The sequence below is a fragment of the Brachybacterium sp. EE-P12 genome (assembly GCF_003711805.1).
GTDB lineage: Bacteria > Actinomycetota > Actinomycetes > Actinomycetales > Dermabacteraceae > Brachybacterium.
The window spans coordinates 289,337-305,217 of record NZ_QXCP01000003.1 but is presented as its reverse complement, the minus strand read 5'-3'; the positions used below and the strand labels follow the sequence as shown (position 1 = coordinate 305,217).

At 73.3% G+C, this 15,881-nt stretch carries 15 protein-coding genes; 10 read left to right on the top strand and 5 right to left on the bottom strand.

Annotated features, from left to right (window positions below; all coding sequences use genetic code 11):
* Positions 1–25: 25 nt before the first annotated feature.
* On the top strand, positions 26–1,015 hold the full coding sequence (locus D1648_RS02810) for a bile acid:sodium symporter family protein (RefSeq protein WP_122939286.1): 990 nt from the start codon (positions 26–28) through the stop codon (positions 1,013–1,015).
* An 11-nt stretch (positions 1,016–1,026) separates the two neighbouring features.
* Here the strand turns inward: D1648_RS02810 and D1648_RS02805 are convergent, their stop codons facing one another.
* On the bottom strand, positions 1,027–2,844 hold the full coding sequence (locus tag D1648_RS02805; RefSeq protein WP_241155328.1) for a BCCT family transporter: 1,818 nt from the start codon (positions 2,842–2,844) through the stop codon (positions 1,027–1,029).
* Positions 2,845–3,022: 178 nt separating this feature from the next.
* Here D1648_RS02805 and D1648_RS02800 point away from each other — a divergent pair, with 178 nt between their 5' ends.
* Positions 3,023–3,442 (top strand): hypothetical protein, encoded by a 420-nt coding sequence (locus D1648_RS02800; protein ID WP_122939285.1) that lies wholly within the window; start codon positions 3,023–3,025, stop codon positions 3,440–3,442.
* A 405-nt stretch (positions 3,443–3,847) separates the two neighbouring features.
* On the opposite strand, the gene D1648_RS02790 is transcribed toward D1648_RS02800, so the two are convergent.
* On the bottom strand, positions 3,848–4,591 hold the full coding sequence (locus D1648_RS02790) for a hypothetical protein (RefSeq protein ID WP_122939284.1): 744 nt from the start codon (positions 4,589–4,591) through the stop codon (positions 3,848–3,850).
* A gap of 105 nt (positions 4,592–4,696) precedes the next feature.
* On the opposite strand from D1648_RS02790, the gene D1648_RS17775 reads away from it, so the two are divergent.
* Together D1648_RS17775 and hrpB are read left to right on the top strand one after the other, a co-directional pair.
* Positions 4,697–5,206: a hypothetical protein gene (locus D1648_RS17775; protein ID WP_126281968.1), complete on the top strand. Its 510-nt coding sequence runs from the start codon at positions 4,697–4,699 to the stop codon at positions 5,204–5,206.
* Between the two features lie 2 nt (positions 5,207–5,208).
* Positions 5,209–7,722, top strand: coding sequence for an ATP-dependent helicase HrpB (gene hrpB / locus D1648_RS02780; protein ID WP_164518559.1), 2,514 nt, complete (start codon positions 5,209–5,211; stop codon positions 7,720–7,722).
* Here hrpB and D1648_RS02775 read toward each other — a convergent pair.
* Positions 7,709–8,365, bottom strand: a complete 657-nt coding sequence (locus D1648_RS02775; protein ID WP_122939282.1) for a GPP34 family phosphoprotein — start codon at positions 8,363–8,365, stop codon at positions 7,709–7,711. The two genes, hrpB and D1648_RS02775, sit on opposite strands and share 14 nt — an antisense overlap.
* A 102-nt stretch (positions 8,366–8,467) precedes the next feature.
* Here D1648_RS02775 and D1648_RS02770 point away from each other — a divergent pair, with 102 nt between their 5' ends.
* From D1648_RS02770 to D1648_RS02755, 4 genes are read left to right on the top strand one after another with little or no spacing between them, the layout of a single operon-like run.
* Positions 8,468–8,935, top strand: a complete 468-nt coding sequence (locus D1648_RS02770; RefSeq protein WP_122939281.1) for a DUF3817 domain-containing protein — start codon at positions 8,468–8,470, stop codon at positions 8,933–8,935.
* Positions 8,936–8,959: 24 nt separating this feature from the next.
* Entirely contained in the window at positions 8,960–10,138 is a 1,179-nt protein-coding gene (gene rlmC / locus D1648_RS02765) for a 23S rRNA (uracil(747)-C(5))-methyltransferase RlmC (protein ID WP_122939280.1), read from the top strand.
* Positions 10,135–10,773, top strand: coding sequence for an SRPBCC family protein (locus D1648_RS02760; RefSeq protein WP_122939279.1), 639 nt, complete (start codon positions 10,135–10,137; stop codon positions 10,771–10,773). The genes rlmC and D1648_RS02760 overlap by 4 nt, the downstream gene beginning before the upstream one ends.
* Entirely contained in the window at positions 10,770–11,759 is a 990-nt protein-coding gene (locus tag D1648_RS02755) for an asparaginase (RefSeq protein WP_122939278.1), read from the top strand. Before D1648_RS02760 ends, D1648_RS02755 begins: the two co-directional genes overlap by 4 nt.
* A 24-nt stretch (positions 11,760–11,783) precedes the next feature.
* Here D1648_RS02755 and D1648_RS02750 read toward each other — a convergent pair whose 3' ends face one another.
* Together D1648_RS02750 and D1648_RS02745 are read right to left on the bottom strand one after the other, a co-directional pair.
* Positions 11,784–13,337 carry an HNH endonuclease signature motif containing protein gene (locus D1648_RS02750; protein ID WP_241155327.1) on the bottom strand — a complete coding sequence of 518 codons (1,554 nt, stop codon included), beginning with the start codon at positions 13,335–13,337 and terminating at the stop codon, positions 11,784–11,786.
* A 538-nt stretch (positions 13,338–13,875) separates the two neighbouring features.
* Entirely contained in the window at positions 13,876–14,298 is a 423-nt protein-coding gene (locus D1648_RS02745; RefSeq protein ID WP_122939370.1) for a VOC family protein, read from the bottom strand.
* A 149-nt stretch (positions 14,299–14,447) separates the two neighbouring features.
* Between D1648_RS02745 and D1648_RS02740 the strand changes: the two genes are divergently transcribed.
* Both D1648_RS02740 and D1648_RS02735 read left to right on the top strand, forming a co-directional pair.
* A complete protein-coding gene (locus D1648_RS02740; protein WP_122939276.1) occupies positions 14,448–15,362 on the top strand; it encodes a sulfurtransferase in 915 nt (304 codons plus the stop codon).
* Positions 15,359–15,826, top strand: a complete 468-nt coding sequence (locus D1648_RS02735) for a SufE family protein (protein ID WP_164518558.1) — start codon at positions 15,359–15,361, stop codon at positions 15,824–15,826. Before D1648_RS02740 ends, D1648_RS02735 begins: the two co-directional genes overlap by 4 nt.
* Positions 15,827–15,881 lie beyond the last annotated feature (55 nt).

Below are 15,881 nucleotides of genomic sequence, written 5' to 3'. Positions count from 1 at the left end.
TCTCACAGGGCAGTACAGTGCTCCCATGACGCTCCAGACCCCCTCCCCCGCGCCCGCGAGCACCGCGCGCGCCTCCGAGGACCGCTCCGCGCGCATCGCGGTGACGATCTTCCCCGCCCTGATCCTCCTCACCGCCGCGCTCGGGTTCCTCGCCCCCTCGGTGGGCCAGGCCCTCGCCCCGTTCACCAGCATCTACCTGGGCGTCATCATGTTCGCGATGGGGCTCACGCTCACGATCCCGGACTTCGGCCTGGTCGTGCGACGGCCGCTGCCCGTGCTGATCGGCGTGGTCGCGCAGTACGTGATCATGCCGCTGGTGGGCCTCGGCATCTCGGTGCTGCTGCAGCTGCCGCCCGAGCTCGCCGTGGGCGTGATCCTCGTCGGCTGCGCCCCCGGCGGCACCAGCTCGAACGTGATCTGCTATCTCGCGAAGGCGGACACCGCCCTGTCGGTGACCATGACCTCGATCTCGACCCTGCTCGCGCCGCTGTTCACCCCGCTGCTGACCCTGTGGCTCGCGGGCTCCTATCTTCCCGTGGACGCGGGCTCGATGGCGCTGTCGATCGTGCAGATGGTGCTGATCCCCGTGATCGGCGGCCTCGTGGTGCGCCTCGTCGCCGGGACGCTCGTGGACCGGATCCTGCCGGCGCTGCCGTGGGTCTCCGTCGCCGGCATCTCGCTGGTCGTGGTCTCGGTGGTCTCCGGCTCGACCGAGGCGATCGTCTCCGCCGGCGCGATCGTGCTGCTGGCGGTCGTCCTGCACAACGGGCTCGGCTACCTGCTCGGCTACTGGGCCGCCCGGCTGCTGCGCCAGGGCGAGCGCGCCGCGCGCACCACCTCGGTCGAGGTCGGAATGCAGAACTCGGGCCTCGCCGCGACGCTCGCCGCCTCCGCGTTCAGCCCGGCCGCAGCGCTGCCCGCCGCGATCTTCTCGATCTGGCACAACCTCTCCGGCGCGGTGCTCGCGATGTACTACCGCCGCAGCGCCGACCGCCATCAGGCCGACCCGGCCTGACCCCGTGCCGCTCAGCGGAACTCGTCCCGGCCGCTCTCGGGCAGCGGAGCGCGGGCGCTGCCGGTCCGGGCCGGGAGGGTCCCCCTGTCCGGGCCGGTGCTCGCCTGGTCCTCCTCGACCTCCTCGATCTCCTCGTAGGGGTCGGTCATGACCGGAACCTCGGTGGTGAAGGTCGGCTCGATGACGTAGTCCTCGGTGTCGTACTCCTCGTCCTCCTCGCGCCGCTCGAACTCCTCCGGCGGCAGCACCTGCGCCCACTCGCGGGTGCGCATCCGCGGCAGCTCGCCCGCGTCCTCCTTCAGCGCGCGCAGCAGGGCGTACATCTGGAACCAGCCCATGATGAAGAACGGCAGGCCCACGAGGATGATCGTGGACTGCAGGGCGGTCAGCCCGTCCTCGCCGGAGAACACCAGCAGCGTCGCGGTGATCAGCCCGATCGAGACGCCCCAGAAGATGCGCTGCCCCAGCGGGTTGTAGTCCTCGTGGCCGTTGGCCATCGAGTCGGTGACCAGCGCCGCGGAGTCCACAGAGGTGACGAAGAAGATCACCACCAGGATGATCGCGATCACCGAGACGAGGAACTCGGCCGGGTAGTGGTCCAGGAAGGCGAACAGCGCCCCGGGGATGTCACCGTCGCCCACCACCCGGTCCACGAGCCCGCCGTCGCCGCGCAGCTCGATGTCGAAGCTCGCGTAGCCGAAGATCCCGAACCACAGCACGGAGAATCCGGCCGGCACCGCGAGCACGCCGGAGACGAACTGACGGATGGTGCGACCCTTGGAGATGCGGGCGATGAAGATTCCCACGAAGGGCGACCACGTGATGGTCCAGGCCCAGTAGAAGACGGTCCACGTGTTCTGCCAGCCGGAGTCGGCCTGGGTGTCGTTCCACAGCGCGAGCTCGGGCAGGTTCACCAGATAGCTGCCGAAGGACTCCAGGGTCCCCCTGATGATGAAGAGGGTCGAGCCGCCGGCGACCAGCACGAAGATCAGCAGCAGCACGGCCATGACGATGTTGAGGTTGGAGAGGACCTTGATGCCCTTCTCCAGGCCGAGGGAGACCGAGATGAGCGCCAGGCCGCACACCACGCCGATGATGATGAGGTTCCAGCCCGCGTTCTCGGGGATCCCGAAGAGCTGGTTCAGGCCGCCGTTGATCTGCAGGGTCCCCAGCCCCACCGAGACAGCGATGCCGAAGATCGTGCCGATGATCGCGACGATGTCGATCAGCTTCCCGATCGGTCCGTGGATGCCCTCTCCCAGCAGCGGCTGGAAGATCGAGCTGACGCGCGGCGGCAGGTTGCGCTTGTGGATGAAGTACGCGAAGGCCAGCGCCGGCAGGGTGAAGATCGCCCAGGTGTGCAGCGTGAAGTGGTAGTAGGTGAAGTTCATGGCGTCGTGGGCGGCGGCCCACGTGCCGGCCTCGATGCCCAGCTCGGTGCCGCGCGGCGGATCGCCGAAGTGGCTGATCGGCTCGGCCACGCCCCAGAACATGAGGATCGAGCCGATGCCCGCCGCGAACAGCATCGCGAACCAGGCGGCTCCGGAGTGCTCGGGCGGTTCGTCGTCGGGGCCGAGCTTCACCCGGCCGAAGCGCCCCATCGCGATGAAGATCAGGAAGGCCAGGAACACGGTGACGCCGAGGATGTAGAACCAGCCGAGGTTGGTCAGCAGCCAGTCCGAGGCGCCGGAGACCCCGGAGTTCAGGGCGTCGGTGAACAGGATCGTGCCCAGCACGAAGGCGATGATGATCGCCGCCGAGCCGAAGAAGATCACGGGTGAGGTGCGCAGTCTGAGCGCATCGTGGAGTCTGGTCAGCAAGGCGATCATCTCCTCGTGCGACCGGTCCGGCGCCTTCGGGAATCGTGCTCCGCTGCCGGACCGCCGCAGGGTGGGCTGGTCGTCGATACCCGGCCAGTATGGCGAACGCAGTGGCGGATCGCACATCGACGCGCGGCGCCGGGCTAGCGTGTGTCCGAGAGCTCCCGATCAGAGGCGGAGGCCCCTCATGAGCACCCCGTACGGCATGCCGCCGACCCCGCCGAAGAGCCGCATGCCGCTCTACGTCGGGCTGGCCTGCGGCTGTGCGCTCCTGCTCGTGCTCGTCGTCGGCGTCGTCGGTGTGGGTCTGTTCCTGATCGGCGAGGACGCCGAGGACGGTCCCGAGCCGACCTCGACCACGAGCCCGACCGGCCCCGGGCCGTCCGACTCGCCGTCCGAGCACCCCACCACGGGGCTCGAGACCGACCAGCCGGCGGACAAGCCCACCGAGGGCCCCTCGACGGAGAGCCAGACGGAGAACCGCGAATTCCTCGGCGTGGACATCACGATCGAGAACCAGTCCTCCCAGGACATCGGGCTCGCGACCCGGAGCTCCCGCTTCTACGCCCCGGACGGCGAGGAGCTCCGCATGCCGGTGGGCGACTGAGCCCGCACCACCGACACCGCGAGCACCGCGACCAGGACCCCGACGCCGAGCACCGTCACGAGGGCGACGAGCGGCTCGAGCTGATCCAGGTGATGCGCGCGGTCGCCGGCGCGATCACCTTCGACCGACTGGTCCGCCTGCTGCGGCTGCTGGGCCGCGCGAGCTTCTCGATCCTCGACTCCCGGCAGGTCAGCGACTGATCGCAAGGCTCACGGAGGCGCGTTTCCAGGGAATGGACAGACTCGGCACAGGGGTTTGTCCGGGAGGGCGTGTTCACTGTTCTCAACGCGTCACCGGAGGACCCGCCGACTGAGGAGGAAGCGGGATCCGCTGATCCGGGACGCGGGGGAAAGGGATGGCCCCGGCTCGTGGGGACGAGCCGGGGCACCTTTCTGTCCGGGGCCCTCAGCGCCGCAGGTCGATCCCGAAGACGCGACGGATCTGCGCGACCGCGTGCCGGGTGAAGCGACGATCCGAGGGCGTCGAGGCGAAGGGCAGCACGAGCCCGGGATGCGCGGGATGGGTGACGCGGCCGTGGGTCGCTCCCGGTGTGACCACGAAGCCCGCCTCCTCCATGCGGCGCAGCAGCTCGCGCCGGGAGGTCGGGTGGCGGGTGCCCTGCCCGCCGCGGGTCGAGGGACCGGCGGCGGCCTCCGCGATGTCGAGGGCCGGCTCGTACTCCGCCGGTCGCACGCTCAGCGCGTAGCGGGCGGAGAACAGGCCGATCACGGCGTTGTCCGCGCGGCGCACCTGCACCACGAGGTCCCCGCGGAGGAAGTGGTCGCTCGTGCCGGCGTCCGCGGTCCAGGCGTCCTCGGGATCCGCGACGGCCTGCACGATCCGCTCCCCGTCGGCCCCGGCGACGCCGACAGCGCGGATGTCCTCGTCCCGGATCCGCAGCGGACGCGGCAGCGGCCGGGGGTCGTCGGCGTCGAGCGTGTGCACGGCCCCGGTCGGCGCCTCGGCGGGGCGCCGCGGCAGCTCGACGGTGCGGGCGCGACGTCGCGGCAGCCGGTCCGAGGGCTGCGCGGCGGGTCGGCGGCCGGGGACGGCGCTGTAGTCCACCGGCGTCACCGCGCGCGCGGGGTCGGTGCGGCCGGCGAGGGCCTTCGGCGTCGGACGTGGCGGCGTCGCTCCGGGGCTCGGCATCTGCTCCCCTCCCTCCGGGTGCGCGGGACGCCCTCGATGGTGCCATGGACCCGCACGTCCGCTAGCGTGTCGAGGGTCTCGTCCCGCTCGGCCGTGAGGATCCCCGTGCACGTCACCGCTCGCCCCCGCACCCCGCTGGTGCGCCTCGCCGTCGCCGTTCTCGCCGCCGGCCTCCTCGCCGCGGGCTGCACCGGCTCCCCGGCCCCCGAGGAGACCGACGGAGCACCCTCGGCGAGCACTCCCTCCGACGCGGGCGGGGCCTCCGACGGCGGGGGTGCGACGGCCGCCGCCGTCCCGCAGGAGGCCTGGGAGGTGACCCCCGCTCCCGAAGGCTTCACCCCGCCGGAGCCCTGCACGGGCGAGGGCGCCTACTACGCCGAGATCGACGGCGAGGCCACGCCGGAGCTGCCCGAGCGGGGCGGCGAGACCCTCACCGTCACCGTCGAGGGCATCGACGGCGACCGGGCCGAGCTGACGGCCGCGGTCGGGGACAGCCCGGCCCGCGACATCGAGCCGATCACCCTCGGCGAGACCGTCACGCTGGACCTGTGGACCCTCTCGGTCACCAGCGTCTGCGCCGAGACGGACCAGGTCGAGTTCGACCTCATCGACTGACCGTGGCCCCCGTCGCCCACCGCTTCGACCTCGACGCCGTCGGGGCGGGCCTGCCCGTCGCCGCGGCCCGGGCCGAGCTCGAGACCGCCGCCCGGACCGGTGCGCTCGTGGTCACGGCCCCGCCCGGCACGGGCAAGACGACCCTGGTCCCGCCACTGGTCGCGAACCTCGCAGGCGGCCTCACCCTCGTCACGCAGCCGCGCCGGGTCGCGGTGCGCGCCGCGGCCCGTCGGCTCGCCGCGCTCGACGGCAGCCGGCTCGGCGGGCCGGTCGGCTTCACGGTGCGCGGGCAGCGGGAAGCGGGCCCCGGCACCGCGATCGAGATGCTCACCCCGGGGGTGCTGCTGCGCCGGCTGCTCGCCGAGCCGGAGCTGCCGGGCGTGGCCGCGGTGGTGCTCGACGAGGTCCACGAGCGGTCGCTCGAGACGGATCTGCTGCTGGGCATGCTCGCCGAGGCGCGGCAGCTGCGGGAGGACCTGACGGTCGGGGCGATGTCCGCGACGCTGGACGCCGAGGCCGTCGCCGCGGTGCTGGACGGCGCCGCGGTCGTCGAGGTGCCGAGCCCCCTCCACCCGCTGCGCACGGAGCACGCCCCGTCCCCGTCGCCGCGGCTCGACGCGCGCGGCGTGACCCGCGAGCACCTCGACCATCTCGCACGCGCCGCGGCACGCGCCCAGCGGGAGGAGGGCTGCGACGCGCTCGTGTTCGTCCCCGGCGCCCGCGAGGTCGACGAGACGGTCGCGCGGCTGCAGGGGCTCGTCGACGGGGTCGAGGTGCTCCCCCTGCACGGCAGGCTCCCCGCGGCGCAGCAGGACCGGGCCACGGGCGGCCGACGCCCCGGCGAGCCGCCCCGGATCGTGGTCTCGACCGCGCTCGCGGAGAGCTCCCTGACCGTGCCCGGGGTGCACCTGGTGGTCGACGCGGGGCTCTCGCGCGAGGTGCGGCGCGACCGGGCCCGGGACATGTCGGGGCTGGTCACGGTCAGCGCCTCCCGCGCCGCGATCGCGCAGCGGGCGGGCCGCGCCGCACGTCAGGGCCCGGGCCGAGCGGTGCGCGTGTTCTCCGAGGCGGAGCTCGCCGGGATGCCCGCCCAGTCCCCGCCGGAGATCACCGCCGCGGATCTCACCGATGCGGCGCTGTGGCTCGCCTGCTGGGGGACGCCGCGCGGCGAGGGGCTGCCGCTGCTGACCGCGCCGCCCGCGGCGGAGATCCGCGCCGCGGAGGAGACTCTGCGAGCGCTCGGCCTGGTCGATGCGGAGGGGCGGCCGACGGCGGCGGGGCGGCGCACCGCCTGCCTCCCCGTCGGCGTGCGCGAGGCACGGGCGCTGCTGGCCGGCGGGGCGCCGGGCCCGGACGTCGTCGCCGCTGTCTCCGACGATCACCGGCCCGTCGGCGCGGACCTCCCCCGCCTCCTCGCCCAGCTGCGCGCCGGACGCGCCCCCGGTGCCGAGCGGTGGCGTCGCGAGCGAGACCGCCTCGCCCGGCTCGCCGGGGTCGCGTCCGCGCCCCGCGCCGTCACGGGCGAGCAGGCCGGCGCCGTGCTCTCCCTCGCCCGCCCGGAGCGGATCGCACGCCGGGTCGCCGAGGGATCGCGCAGCTATCTGCTGGCCTCCGGCACCCGCGCCGCCCTGCCCGAGGGCAGCGGGCTGCTGGGCACGGAGTGGCTCGCGGTGTGGGAGGTGCAGCGGGCGGCCGGTCGTGCGGCCGACGGCACCGGCGCGGTGATCCGCGCCGCCGCACCGCTGAGCGAGCAGGACGCGCTGGCGCATGGCGCGGGCCTGCGCCGCGAGGAGCGCACCGCCGTGCTCGAGGACGGGGCGGTGCGGGCCCGCTCCCGCCGTGTGCTCGGCGCGATCGAGCTGTCCTCCACCCCTGTCGCCGCGACCGCCGAGGACACGGTCCCCGCGGTGCTCTCCGCGGTCAGGGAGCGCGGGCTGGAGGCGCTGACCTGGTCGGAGGCGGCGACCGCGTTCCGGTCCCGCCTCGCCCTGGTCCGCCGCGAGCTCGGCGATCCCTGGCCCGCGATGGACGAGCAGTCGCTGCTGGACTCCCTCGACCTCTGGCTCGCCCCGCAGCTCTCGGCCCGCACCGCCCGCCTGGACCGGATCGACCTGCTCGGCGCGCTGCGCTCCCTGCTGCCGTGGCCCGAGGCGTCGGAGCTCGACGCGCTCGTGCCCGAGCGGCTCCCGGTCCCCTCCGGGGCGACGGCCCGCATCGACTATCCCGCGCCCGACGAGCCCGCAGGCCGGCCCGTCGTCGCGGTGAAGCTGCAGGAGCTGTTCGGCCTGGCCGAGACCCCGCACCTGGTGCGGGGCAGGGTGCCGGTGCTCTTCCACCTGCTCTCCCCCGCCCGTCGGCCGCTCGCGGTCACCGACGACCTGCGCTCCTTCTGGGACGGCCCCTACCGCGAGGTGCGCAAGGAGATGCGGGGCCGGTACCCGAAGCATCCTTGGCCGGAGGACCCGTGGACCGCACCGGCCACCGCGCGCACCACGGCGCGGCTCAGGTCGAGCTGACGGCCCCGGCCGCCGCCGTGGTCGCGATCATCGCCGCAGCCATGTCGTCCATGATCCTGCGAACGGCCTTCGCCGCCGGATGGTCGATGTCCAGCCGCTCGATGCGGCGATCCAGATCGCGCCGGCTGATGTCCGGCAGGTCGTCCTTGAGGATCCGGTGGGCGATGCGCAGGGCCCGCAGCAGGTCCAGCAGGATGCCGTCCTGCAGGCTCGCGACCGAGGAGTCGGTGACGGCGGCGGCGAGTCGCGCGCGCAGCGCCCGCTCGAGGGAGTCGTCCTCGGCCGGCCAGGAGGTGAAGAACCAGCCGTCCTTGCGGGTCACGGCGCCCGCGGCGACGAAGCCCTCGCCGATCACCTCGGTGAGGTCCATTGTGCGGTGACCGATCACGGTCTTGATCGCCCTGCCGTCGAGCTCGGCGAGCGCGCCGAGGGCCTGGTCGAGCACCGGCAGATCGGTCGGTTCGGTGTCGAGGACCTTCACCTTCGGGGTGCGGTCCTCGCTCAGCGCCACCTTCTCGCGCAGGGCGAGCTCGGCGACCGCCGCGGCGGCGAGCGCCTGGCGGCGGTACTGGGTCGAGTCCTGCCGGCCCGCGTCGTTCGTCAGCAGCAGGAACAGCTCTCCGGGGATCGTGTGCGTCGTCATGCGTCCAGCCTTCCAGCCGTCCCCGCCCGGCGGATCCGACGATCGTCGGGCGTCCGTCCCGCTCCCGGAGGGTGCTCAGCGGACTCTGGCACGATCAGCGGCATGCCTCTGCTGCGCACCCCGTCCCGCCTGTACCGCGTGCTGGCGCTCGCCGAGATGGTCACCTGGACCCTGCTGCTGCTCGGCATGCTGCTGAAGTACGTCCTGCAGGTGACCGAGCTCGGCGTGCGGATCGGCGGCGCCCTGCACGGTTTCGTGTTCCTGTCCTACGTGGTGGTGACCGTGCTGGTCGCGGTCGACCAGCGCTGGAGCGTCGGCCGGCTCGCCCTGGGCGTCGGATCCGCCCTGATCCCGTATCTCACCGTGCCCTTCGAGCAGTGGGCGCACCGGCGCGGGCTGCTCGGGGACTCCTGGCGGCTGCGCGAGGGCCCGCCGCACACCCTCCCGGAGCGGGTCGCGGCGCTCGCGCTGCGCCGCCCGGTGCTCGCCGCGGTGGTCGCGGTCGTCGTGGTCGCGGTCGTGTTCTCGGTGCTGCTCTCGCTGGGCCCGCCCACCGAGTGGTTCGCCTGAGCGCCCGGCTCGTAGACTCCTGGGGTGCGGTGCCACCACTTCGACTCCGGCGCGTGCAGGTCCTGCACGCTGCTGGATCTCCCCCGCCCGCGGCAGCTCGCCCGCGGTCGTGAGCGTGTCGAGCAGCTGCTCGCTGCGCATCTCGCCCCCGGCACCGTCTGGGGCGCACCGATCGTCGGCGCCGAGGAGGGCTTCCGCGCCCGCGGCAAGATGGCGGTGGGCGGCACCGCGGCCGCGCCGGTGCTGACCCTGCCCGGACAGTCCGCGGGCACCGACCTGTGCGACTGCCCCCTGTACCCCGCGGGAGTCGAGGAGGTGCTCGAGGGGGCGAAGGCCCTGATCCGTCGTGCGCAGATCCCGCCCTATGATGTCGCCCGTCGTCGCGGCGAGATCAAGAACGTGCTGGTCACCAGCTCCCCGGACGGGGAGCATCTGCTCCGCTTCGTGCTGCGCAGCACCGCCGCGCTCGACCGGCTGCGCGAGCATCTGCCGCGCCTGCTCGAGGCGCATCCCTCGATCGTGTCGGTCAGTGCGAACATCCATCCCGAGCACACCACGCGCGTCGAGGGCGAGGAGGAGATCCCCCTCGCCGGTGCCGGCCGTCTCGCCGTGCGCACCGGGGACGTCACCCTGTTCTCCCGCCCGCAGTCCTTCCTGCAGACCCACACCGAGGTCGCCGGAGCCCTGTACCGCCAGGGCGCCGAGTGGGCGCGGGAGATCGCCGGGACGCGCGAGGACCTGCGGATCTGGGACCTGTACTGCGGCCTGGGCGGCTTCGCGCTGCACCTCGCCCGCGCCGTCCCCGCCGCGCAGGTCACCGGGGTGGAGGTCTCCGCGCAGGCGATCGACGGGGCCCGCGAGGGGGCGGAGGCGGCGGGCGCGGACGTGCGCTTCCTCGCCGCCGACGCGACGGCCTGGGCGATCGCCGAGGCCGCCGACGCGTCGGGCCCGCCCGATATCGTCGTGGTGAACCCGCCCCGCCGCGGCCTCGGCCCCGAGCTGGCCGCCTGGCTCGAGCGCTCCGGCGTCCCCGACGTCCTGTACTCCAGCTGCCACCCCGGCAGCCTCGCCGACGACCTCGCCGCGATGCCCTCGCTGCGCATCGTCGCCGGCCGCTATGTCGACATGTTCCCCCACACCGAGCACGCCGAGGTGATCGTGCGCCTGCGACGCACCGCCCCCGGCGAGGAAGGTCCCCGATGACTCCCACACCCACTGCCCAGCTGACCGCCGTGACCCGCACCGTCACCCCCGCGAAGAACGGGAGCACGGTCGGCCTGTCCCAGACCTTCGACGTCGCACCCGAGCAGCTGTGGGAGGCGCTGACCACTGCGGAGCGCCTCGCCCGCTGGTTCGGCACCGCGCGCGGCGACGTCGTGCCCGGAGGCCGCTACGAGCTCGCGGAGATGGAGACCGGCGGGCGGCTCCTCGAGGTCGAGCCGCCGCGCCGACTGCTGCTGACCTGGGAGTTCGGCAAGAGCTCGAGCGAGCTGGAGCTGCTGATCAGCCCCGCCGAGCACGGCGAGGGCACCACCCTGACCCTGCGCCACACGGTGCCCGCCGATGCGCACTGGGCGACCTTCGGCCCTGGCGCGACGGGCTGCGGCTGGGACGCGGCGCTGTACGCCCTGGCCCATCACCTCGAGGATCCCGGTGCGGATCTGATGCGGCGCCTGGGCTCCTTCGCCGGCTCCCCCGAGGGCGCGGAGTTCACGCGCGCCACGGCCGAGGCCTGGTACGAGGCGCACGTGGCCGGGGGCGCAGACCGCAAGCCGGCCCGCAAGGCGTCCCTGCGCACCGCCGCCGCCTATCTCGGCGAGGAGATCGAGACCGAGTGAGCGGCGCGGTGGAGGTGCTCTCCCTCGGCGGCACCATCGTCATGTCCGAGGACTCGCGCGGCGAGAGCGCGCGCCCGGACGACGCCGCGGGCGCACGGCTCCTGGCCGCAGTCGGCGGGGACGTCGAGCTGCGCCCGCGCTCGCTGGCGAACACCTCCTCCTCGGACGTGCGCCCGCACCATCTGCGCGCCGTGCTCGAGCACGCGCGGGCCGCGGTCGACGCGGGCGCGGCCGGGGCCGTGCTCACCCATGGCACCGACACGCTCGAGGAGACGGCCTTCCTGCTGGATCGGTACTGGGACCGGGAGGCGCCGCTCGTGGTCACCGGTGCGATGCGCCCGGCGAGCGCGCTCGGCGCCGACGGCCCCGCGAACCTCCGCGACGCGGTGCGCACGGCGATCGCCCCGTCGGCCCGGGGCCTGGGGGTGCTGGTCGTGTTCGACGGGCATGCGCACGCTGCGGACCGGGTCGTGAAGACCTCCTCCCGCAGCGTCTCGGCCTTCGCCTCGGAGCCGGCCGGGCCGCTCGCGATCGTCGGGGCCGAGGACCTCCGCCTGCTGCACCTCCCGCTGCCGCGCGGGCCGCGCACCGCCGGCTCCCCGCCGGACCGCTTCCCGGCGGTGCCGCTGCTCACCGCGGGCCTGGATGAGGACCTCGCCCTGCTGGACCACGTGCCCGCCGGGGCGATCGCCGGCCTGGTGGTCGACGGGGTCGGGATGGGGCACGTCTCCCCCGCGGCGATGCCGCGGCTTCGTGGGCTGCTCGGGGCCGGGGTGCCGGTCGTGGTCGCGGCGCGTCCCTTCGGCGGCGGGACCTCCACGCACCACTACGGCTATCCCGGCTCGGAGGTCGATCTCCTGGACGCGGGGGCGGTGATGGCCGGGCTGCTGCCCGCACCGAAGGCGCGCCTGCTGCTGCAGGTGCTGCTGGCCGAGGGGGCGCCTGCTGACGGGATCCGCACGGCCTTCGGAACCTACGCCTCCTGAGGCACCGCTCCCCCACGAGCTCGCTCAGAACGGTGGGACGCTCGCGTCGAGCTTCGGTGCCGGGGGGATGATCCGGCGCGGCGGGGAGGATCCTCGTCCCGGGGCGTCGCCAAGGCGGCGGAATCTTCGCTCTGCCTGGGCGAAGCGACGCGTCATGCGCGGCGTGAGCAGGTCTGCGCTCTCCTGGGTGCAGGTGCGCAGGCCCTCGCCGATGTCCCAGGTGGTCCGGAGCGGCTCCGCGCTCGTGGTGCCGTCCGGGCCCTCGGGGTCGTCACAGGGATCGCGCACGGGATCGATCAGCCCGGCGGTCTTGAGCTGGTGGTGTCGGCGGCAGAGCCGGTGGAGGTTCCACTGGGAGGTGGGGCCTCCGCGGGCCGGGTACTGGTGGTCGTACTCGATGATGTGGTCGTCCTCCGCGGCGAGCGCGGTGGGGCGGGTGCACCCGGGTGCCGCGCAGACGGGGTGGCGCAGCCGCAGCTGCAGTCGCTGCTGCGCGTCGGGCCGGTAGGTGTCGATGCGGACGGGCAGGTGCGTCCCGCAGATCGGGTCCGTGAGGATCCTGTACCAGACCGAGCTCGTCGCGGCGAGGTCACGGGCGACGTCGGCGGGGATCGGGGTGAGCCCGTCGAGCATCGCCGGGGAGTCGTCCATCCCCAGCAGGGTGGTCACGGGGACGGCGACGAGGATCTTGAACGGCTGGGCGGTCTCCTGCACCGGGTCGAGGTCGAGCACGGAGTGCGTGAGGATCGCATAGCGGAGGGCGCCCCGTCCGAGAGGGCGGCCCCGTTCGCGGACGTCCCCGTCGATGTCGAAGGGGACCGGCTCCTCGTCCCCCGCCTCGAGCGCGGCCCGCTGGGCGCGCTGGACGGTGCGGGCGCTCGCGTCGAGCCGCTGGGCGAGGCTGCGGATCTCGGGGATGGGACCCGTGACCGTGAGCCAGGCAACGCCCTGCTCGGGGTCAATACCGTCGACCCGCACCTCGCGCGCATCGCGCGGGGGCTTCAGCTCGTTCCCGACGGAGGCCACGGCGAGCCGCACCTGCGCTTCGAAGGTGCTGCGGGAGATCGAGAGGATCTCCACGCGGGCCAGGTGCTGGTCGACCAGACGGATCTGCTCGGTCTCCAGTCGTCGGACCTGGCGCAGCAGGAAGCGGTGGTAGTCCTCCGGGAGGTCACCGGCCTCGAGGTGCGCGAACATCCGCGGCAGGTCGACCACGGCATGGTGCGCATCGCGGATCAGCGAGGTGGCCTGCGCGATCGAGCAGCGCAGCCCGACCGCGACCTTCATGGCGGTCATGTCCGCGTCCTCGAGCGTGCCCTCGTTGTCCGGATCGAGGTCGAAGAACGTCGCGAGCTGGCGGAGCTGACGGGCATGGAGCTGTGCGCGCTCGCGCATGGTCGCGTGCATCTCCAGGACGCGCTCGGCGTGGGGGCCCTCGATGCCGCCGACCTCCTCGAGGATCCGCTCCTCGGTCAGCTCGTTCCGGGCACGCACCGCCCACGGGCCGCGGGGGCCGGACGGGGCCGGTGCAGGATCGCGGCGCGGAGCGCTCTGGCTGCCGTCATCGAGCTCACCCACTGCCTCCACCCCCTTCAGTGCTCACGGCCTCCTCGCCGAGCGCCGTGTCGAATACCTCGAGAATACCCACCCTCCCCTCACCCCGAAAGGCCTTCACAGAAATGGGGATGAATCTGTGGATAACCATCCCGTGTGGAGGAAAGAACGCCATCGCCGACGACGTCATCCACAGTCGAGCGCCACTCCACACCTCCACTTGTGGACCACGCGACTCGACTGTCACACCGAGGTGCTAGCGGCGTGTCCTGCATTGTCATGTGACCGACGCACACCACGGGCACCTCGGAGCGTGACGTCCGACCGCCTCGAAGCCGCCGACCCCTCCCGCCCGATAGGCACGCACCACCTTCGACCTCCCTGCATTGCAGAAATCGTCACCAACCGCCTCACCGACCGCTCAGACATGCGAACCAGGAATTCACCATCGCACCTCCGGCCCACTTCCGCCCGCTGGAACCCGCCACCACGAGATGCGCCCCTCCGCGATCCACGCGGAGGGGCGCATCGGGTGGCGCGGACACTCAGACCGTCGAGCCGCTCACGCCGTCACGCACAGGCAGAAGGGGTGCCCCGCGGGGTCGAGGTAGACGCGGAAGCTGCCGGAGGCGGAGGGCTGGTGCTCGTGGACGGTCGCGCCGAGGGCGATCGCGCGGGGCTCGGCGGCGTCGATGTCGGTGACGGAGAGGTCGAGATGGAACTGCTGAGGGTGGTCACCCTCGGGCCAGGTGGGGCGGCGGAAGCCCTCCACCTTCTGGAAGGCGAGGGAGGCCTCGCCGTCGGGGTCGTCCGGGCCGCGGCGGCCGCGGGGCGGGGTCAGCTCCGCCCAGTCGGAGTCGCTGCCCTCCTCCACGCGCCAGCCCAGGAGCTTGGCGTAGAAGGCGGCGAGCTGGAGGGCGTCGGGGCAGTCGAGGACGGTGAGGTCGAGGGTGGGGATGACGGGCTCTGTGTCCAGGTCTTCCATCATGAGGCCACGGTAGGAGCACCCGCCCCGCTGGGGAAGCACATCGCGCGTGTCCGCCGCAGGCGAAGTCGTCGGGACGCCATGCCTCCTGCGGCGGTGACAGACTGGGGGTACACGTCGTGCGTTGTCGACCGTCGAAAGGTGAACTGATGACCATTGCTGCCGACCCCTCCCCCTCCCTGCAGGACTACGCCCACCCCGAGAAGCTCGTGACCACGCAGTGGCTCGCGGATCGGCTGGCCGCGGGAGAGACCGAGGGTCTCGTGGTCGTCGAGTCCGACGAGGACGTGCTGCTCTACGAGACGGGCCACATCCCCGGCGCGGTGAAGATCGATTGGCACCTGGACCTCAACGACCCCGTCACCCGCGACTACGTGGACGGCGAGGGCTTCGCGAAGCTCATGGACGCCTCGGGGATCACTCGCGAGACCACCGTGGTGCTCTACGGCGACAAGTCGAACTGGTGGGCCGCCTACGCCCTGTGGGTGTTCGAGCTGTTCGGCCACCCCGACGTGCGTCTGCTCGACGGCGGCCGCGCCGCCTGGGAGGCGGAGGGCCGCGAGATGACCACGTCCGACGAGGGCCGCCCGGCGCCGACCAGCGGCTATCCCGCGATCACGCGCGAGGACGCGCCGCTGCGCGCGTTCCGCGAGGACGTGCTGGACTTCCTCGGCGGGCCGCTGATCGACGTGCGCTCCCCGCAGGAGTACTCCGGCGAGCGCACCCACATGCCCGACTACCCGCAGGAGGGGACGGTGCGCGGCGGGCACATCCCCACCGCGCGCTCGGTGCCGTGGGCCCGCGCCGCAGCGGACGACGGCCGCTTCAAGCCGCGCACGGAGCTCGAGTCGATCTACCGCGAGGAGCTCGGCTTCGACACGGCGACGCCCACGATCGTCTACTGCCGCATCGGCGAGCGCTCCGCGCACACCTGGTTCGTGCTCACCCACCTGCTGGGCTTCGAGTCGGTGCGCAACTACGACGGCTCCTGGACCGAGTGGGGCAACGGCGTGCGCCTGCCGATCGCCCAGGGCGCCGAGCCGGGCGAGGTCCCGGCCCGATGAGCGCCGCCGATCCCATGACCCCTGCGGCTCTGCCCGAGGGCTTCGCCGGAATCGCCGAGGACTTCCTGGCGCTCGGCGGCAGGGACCGTCTGCAGCTGCTGCTGGAGTTCTCCCAGGGCCTGCCCGAGCTGCCGGAGCGGTACGCCGAGCACCCCGAGCTGCTCGAGCCGGTACCCGAGTGCCAGTCCCCGATCTTCCTGGTCACGGAGGTGGAGGGGCAGGGCCGGGAGGCGACGGCACGACTGTTCTTCTCCGCCCCGCCGGAGGCGCCGACGACGCGCGGCTTCGCCTCGATCCTCGCCGAGGCGCTCGACGGGCGCAGCGTGGGCGAGGTGCTGGAGACCCCGGATACGGTCACGGGCGAGCTGGGGCTCGCCGAGGTGGTCAGCCCGCTGCGGCTGAACGGGATGTCGGGGATGCTCGCGCGGATCAAGCGTCAGCTGGCCGAGAAGGCAGGCCTCTGAGCCGCACCACCCCCACCCGCCGGACCCTCTGAGCCCTGCTCGAACGCGGCGTCGC

Bases quoted from the DNA above. Each gene is read 5' to 3' on its own strand.
- D1648_RS02760 (WP_122939279.1), top strand. From the start codon at position 10,135: ATGACTCCCACACCCACTGCCCAGCTGACCGCCGTGACCCGCACCGTC.
- D1648_RS02745 (WP_122939370.1), bottom strand. From the start codon at position 14,298: ATGGAAGACCTGGACACAGAGCCCGTCATCCCCACCCTCGACCTCACC.
- D1648_RS02805 (WP_241155328.1), bottom strand. From the start codon at position 2,844: ATGATCGCCTTGCTGACCAGACTCCACGATGCGCTCAGACTGCGCACC.
- D1648_RS02770 (WP_122939281.1), top strand. From the start codon at position 8,468: ATGCCTCTGCTGCGCACCCCGTCCCGCCTGTACCGCGTGCTGGCGCTC.
- D1648_RS02790 (WP_122939284.1), bottom strand. From the start codon at position 4,591: ATGCCGAGCCCCGGAGCGACGCCGCCACGTCCGACGCCGAAGGCCCTC.
- D1648_RS02800 (WP_122939285.1), top strand. From the start codon at position 3,023: ATGAGCACCCCGTACGGCATGCCGCCGACCCCGCCGAAGAGCCGCATG.
- D1648_RS02735 (WP_164518558.1), top strand. From the start codon at position 15,359: ATGAGCGCCGCCGATCCCATGACCCCTGCGGCTCTGCCCGAGGGCTTC.
- D1648_RS02775 (WP_122939282.1), bottom strand. From the start codon at position 8,365: ATGACGACGCACACGATCCCCGGAGAGCTGTTCCTGCTGCTGACGAAC.
- D1648_RS02740 (WP_122939276.1), top strand. From the start codon at position 14,448: ATGACCATTGCTGCCGACCCCTCCCCCTCCCTGCAGGACTACGCCCAC.
- D1648_RS02810 (WP_122939286.1), top strand. From the start codon at position 26: ATGACGCTCCAGACCCCCTCCCCCGCGCCCGCGAGCACCGCGCGCGCC.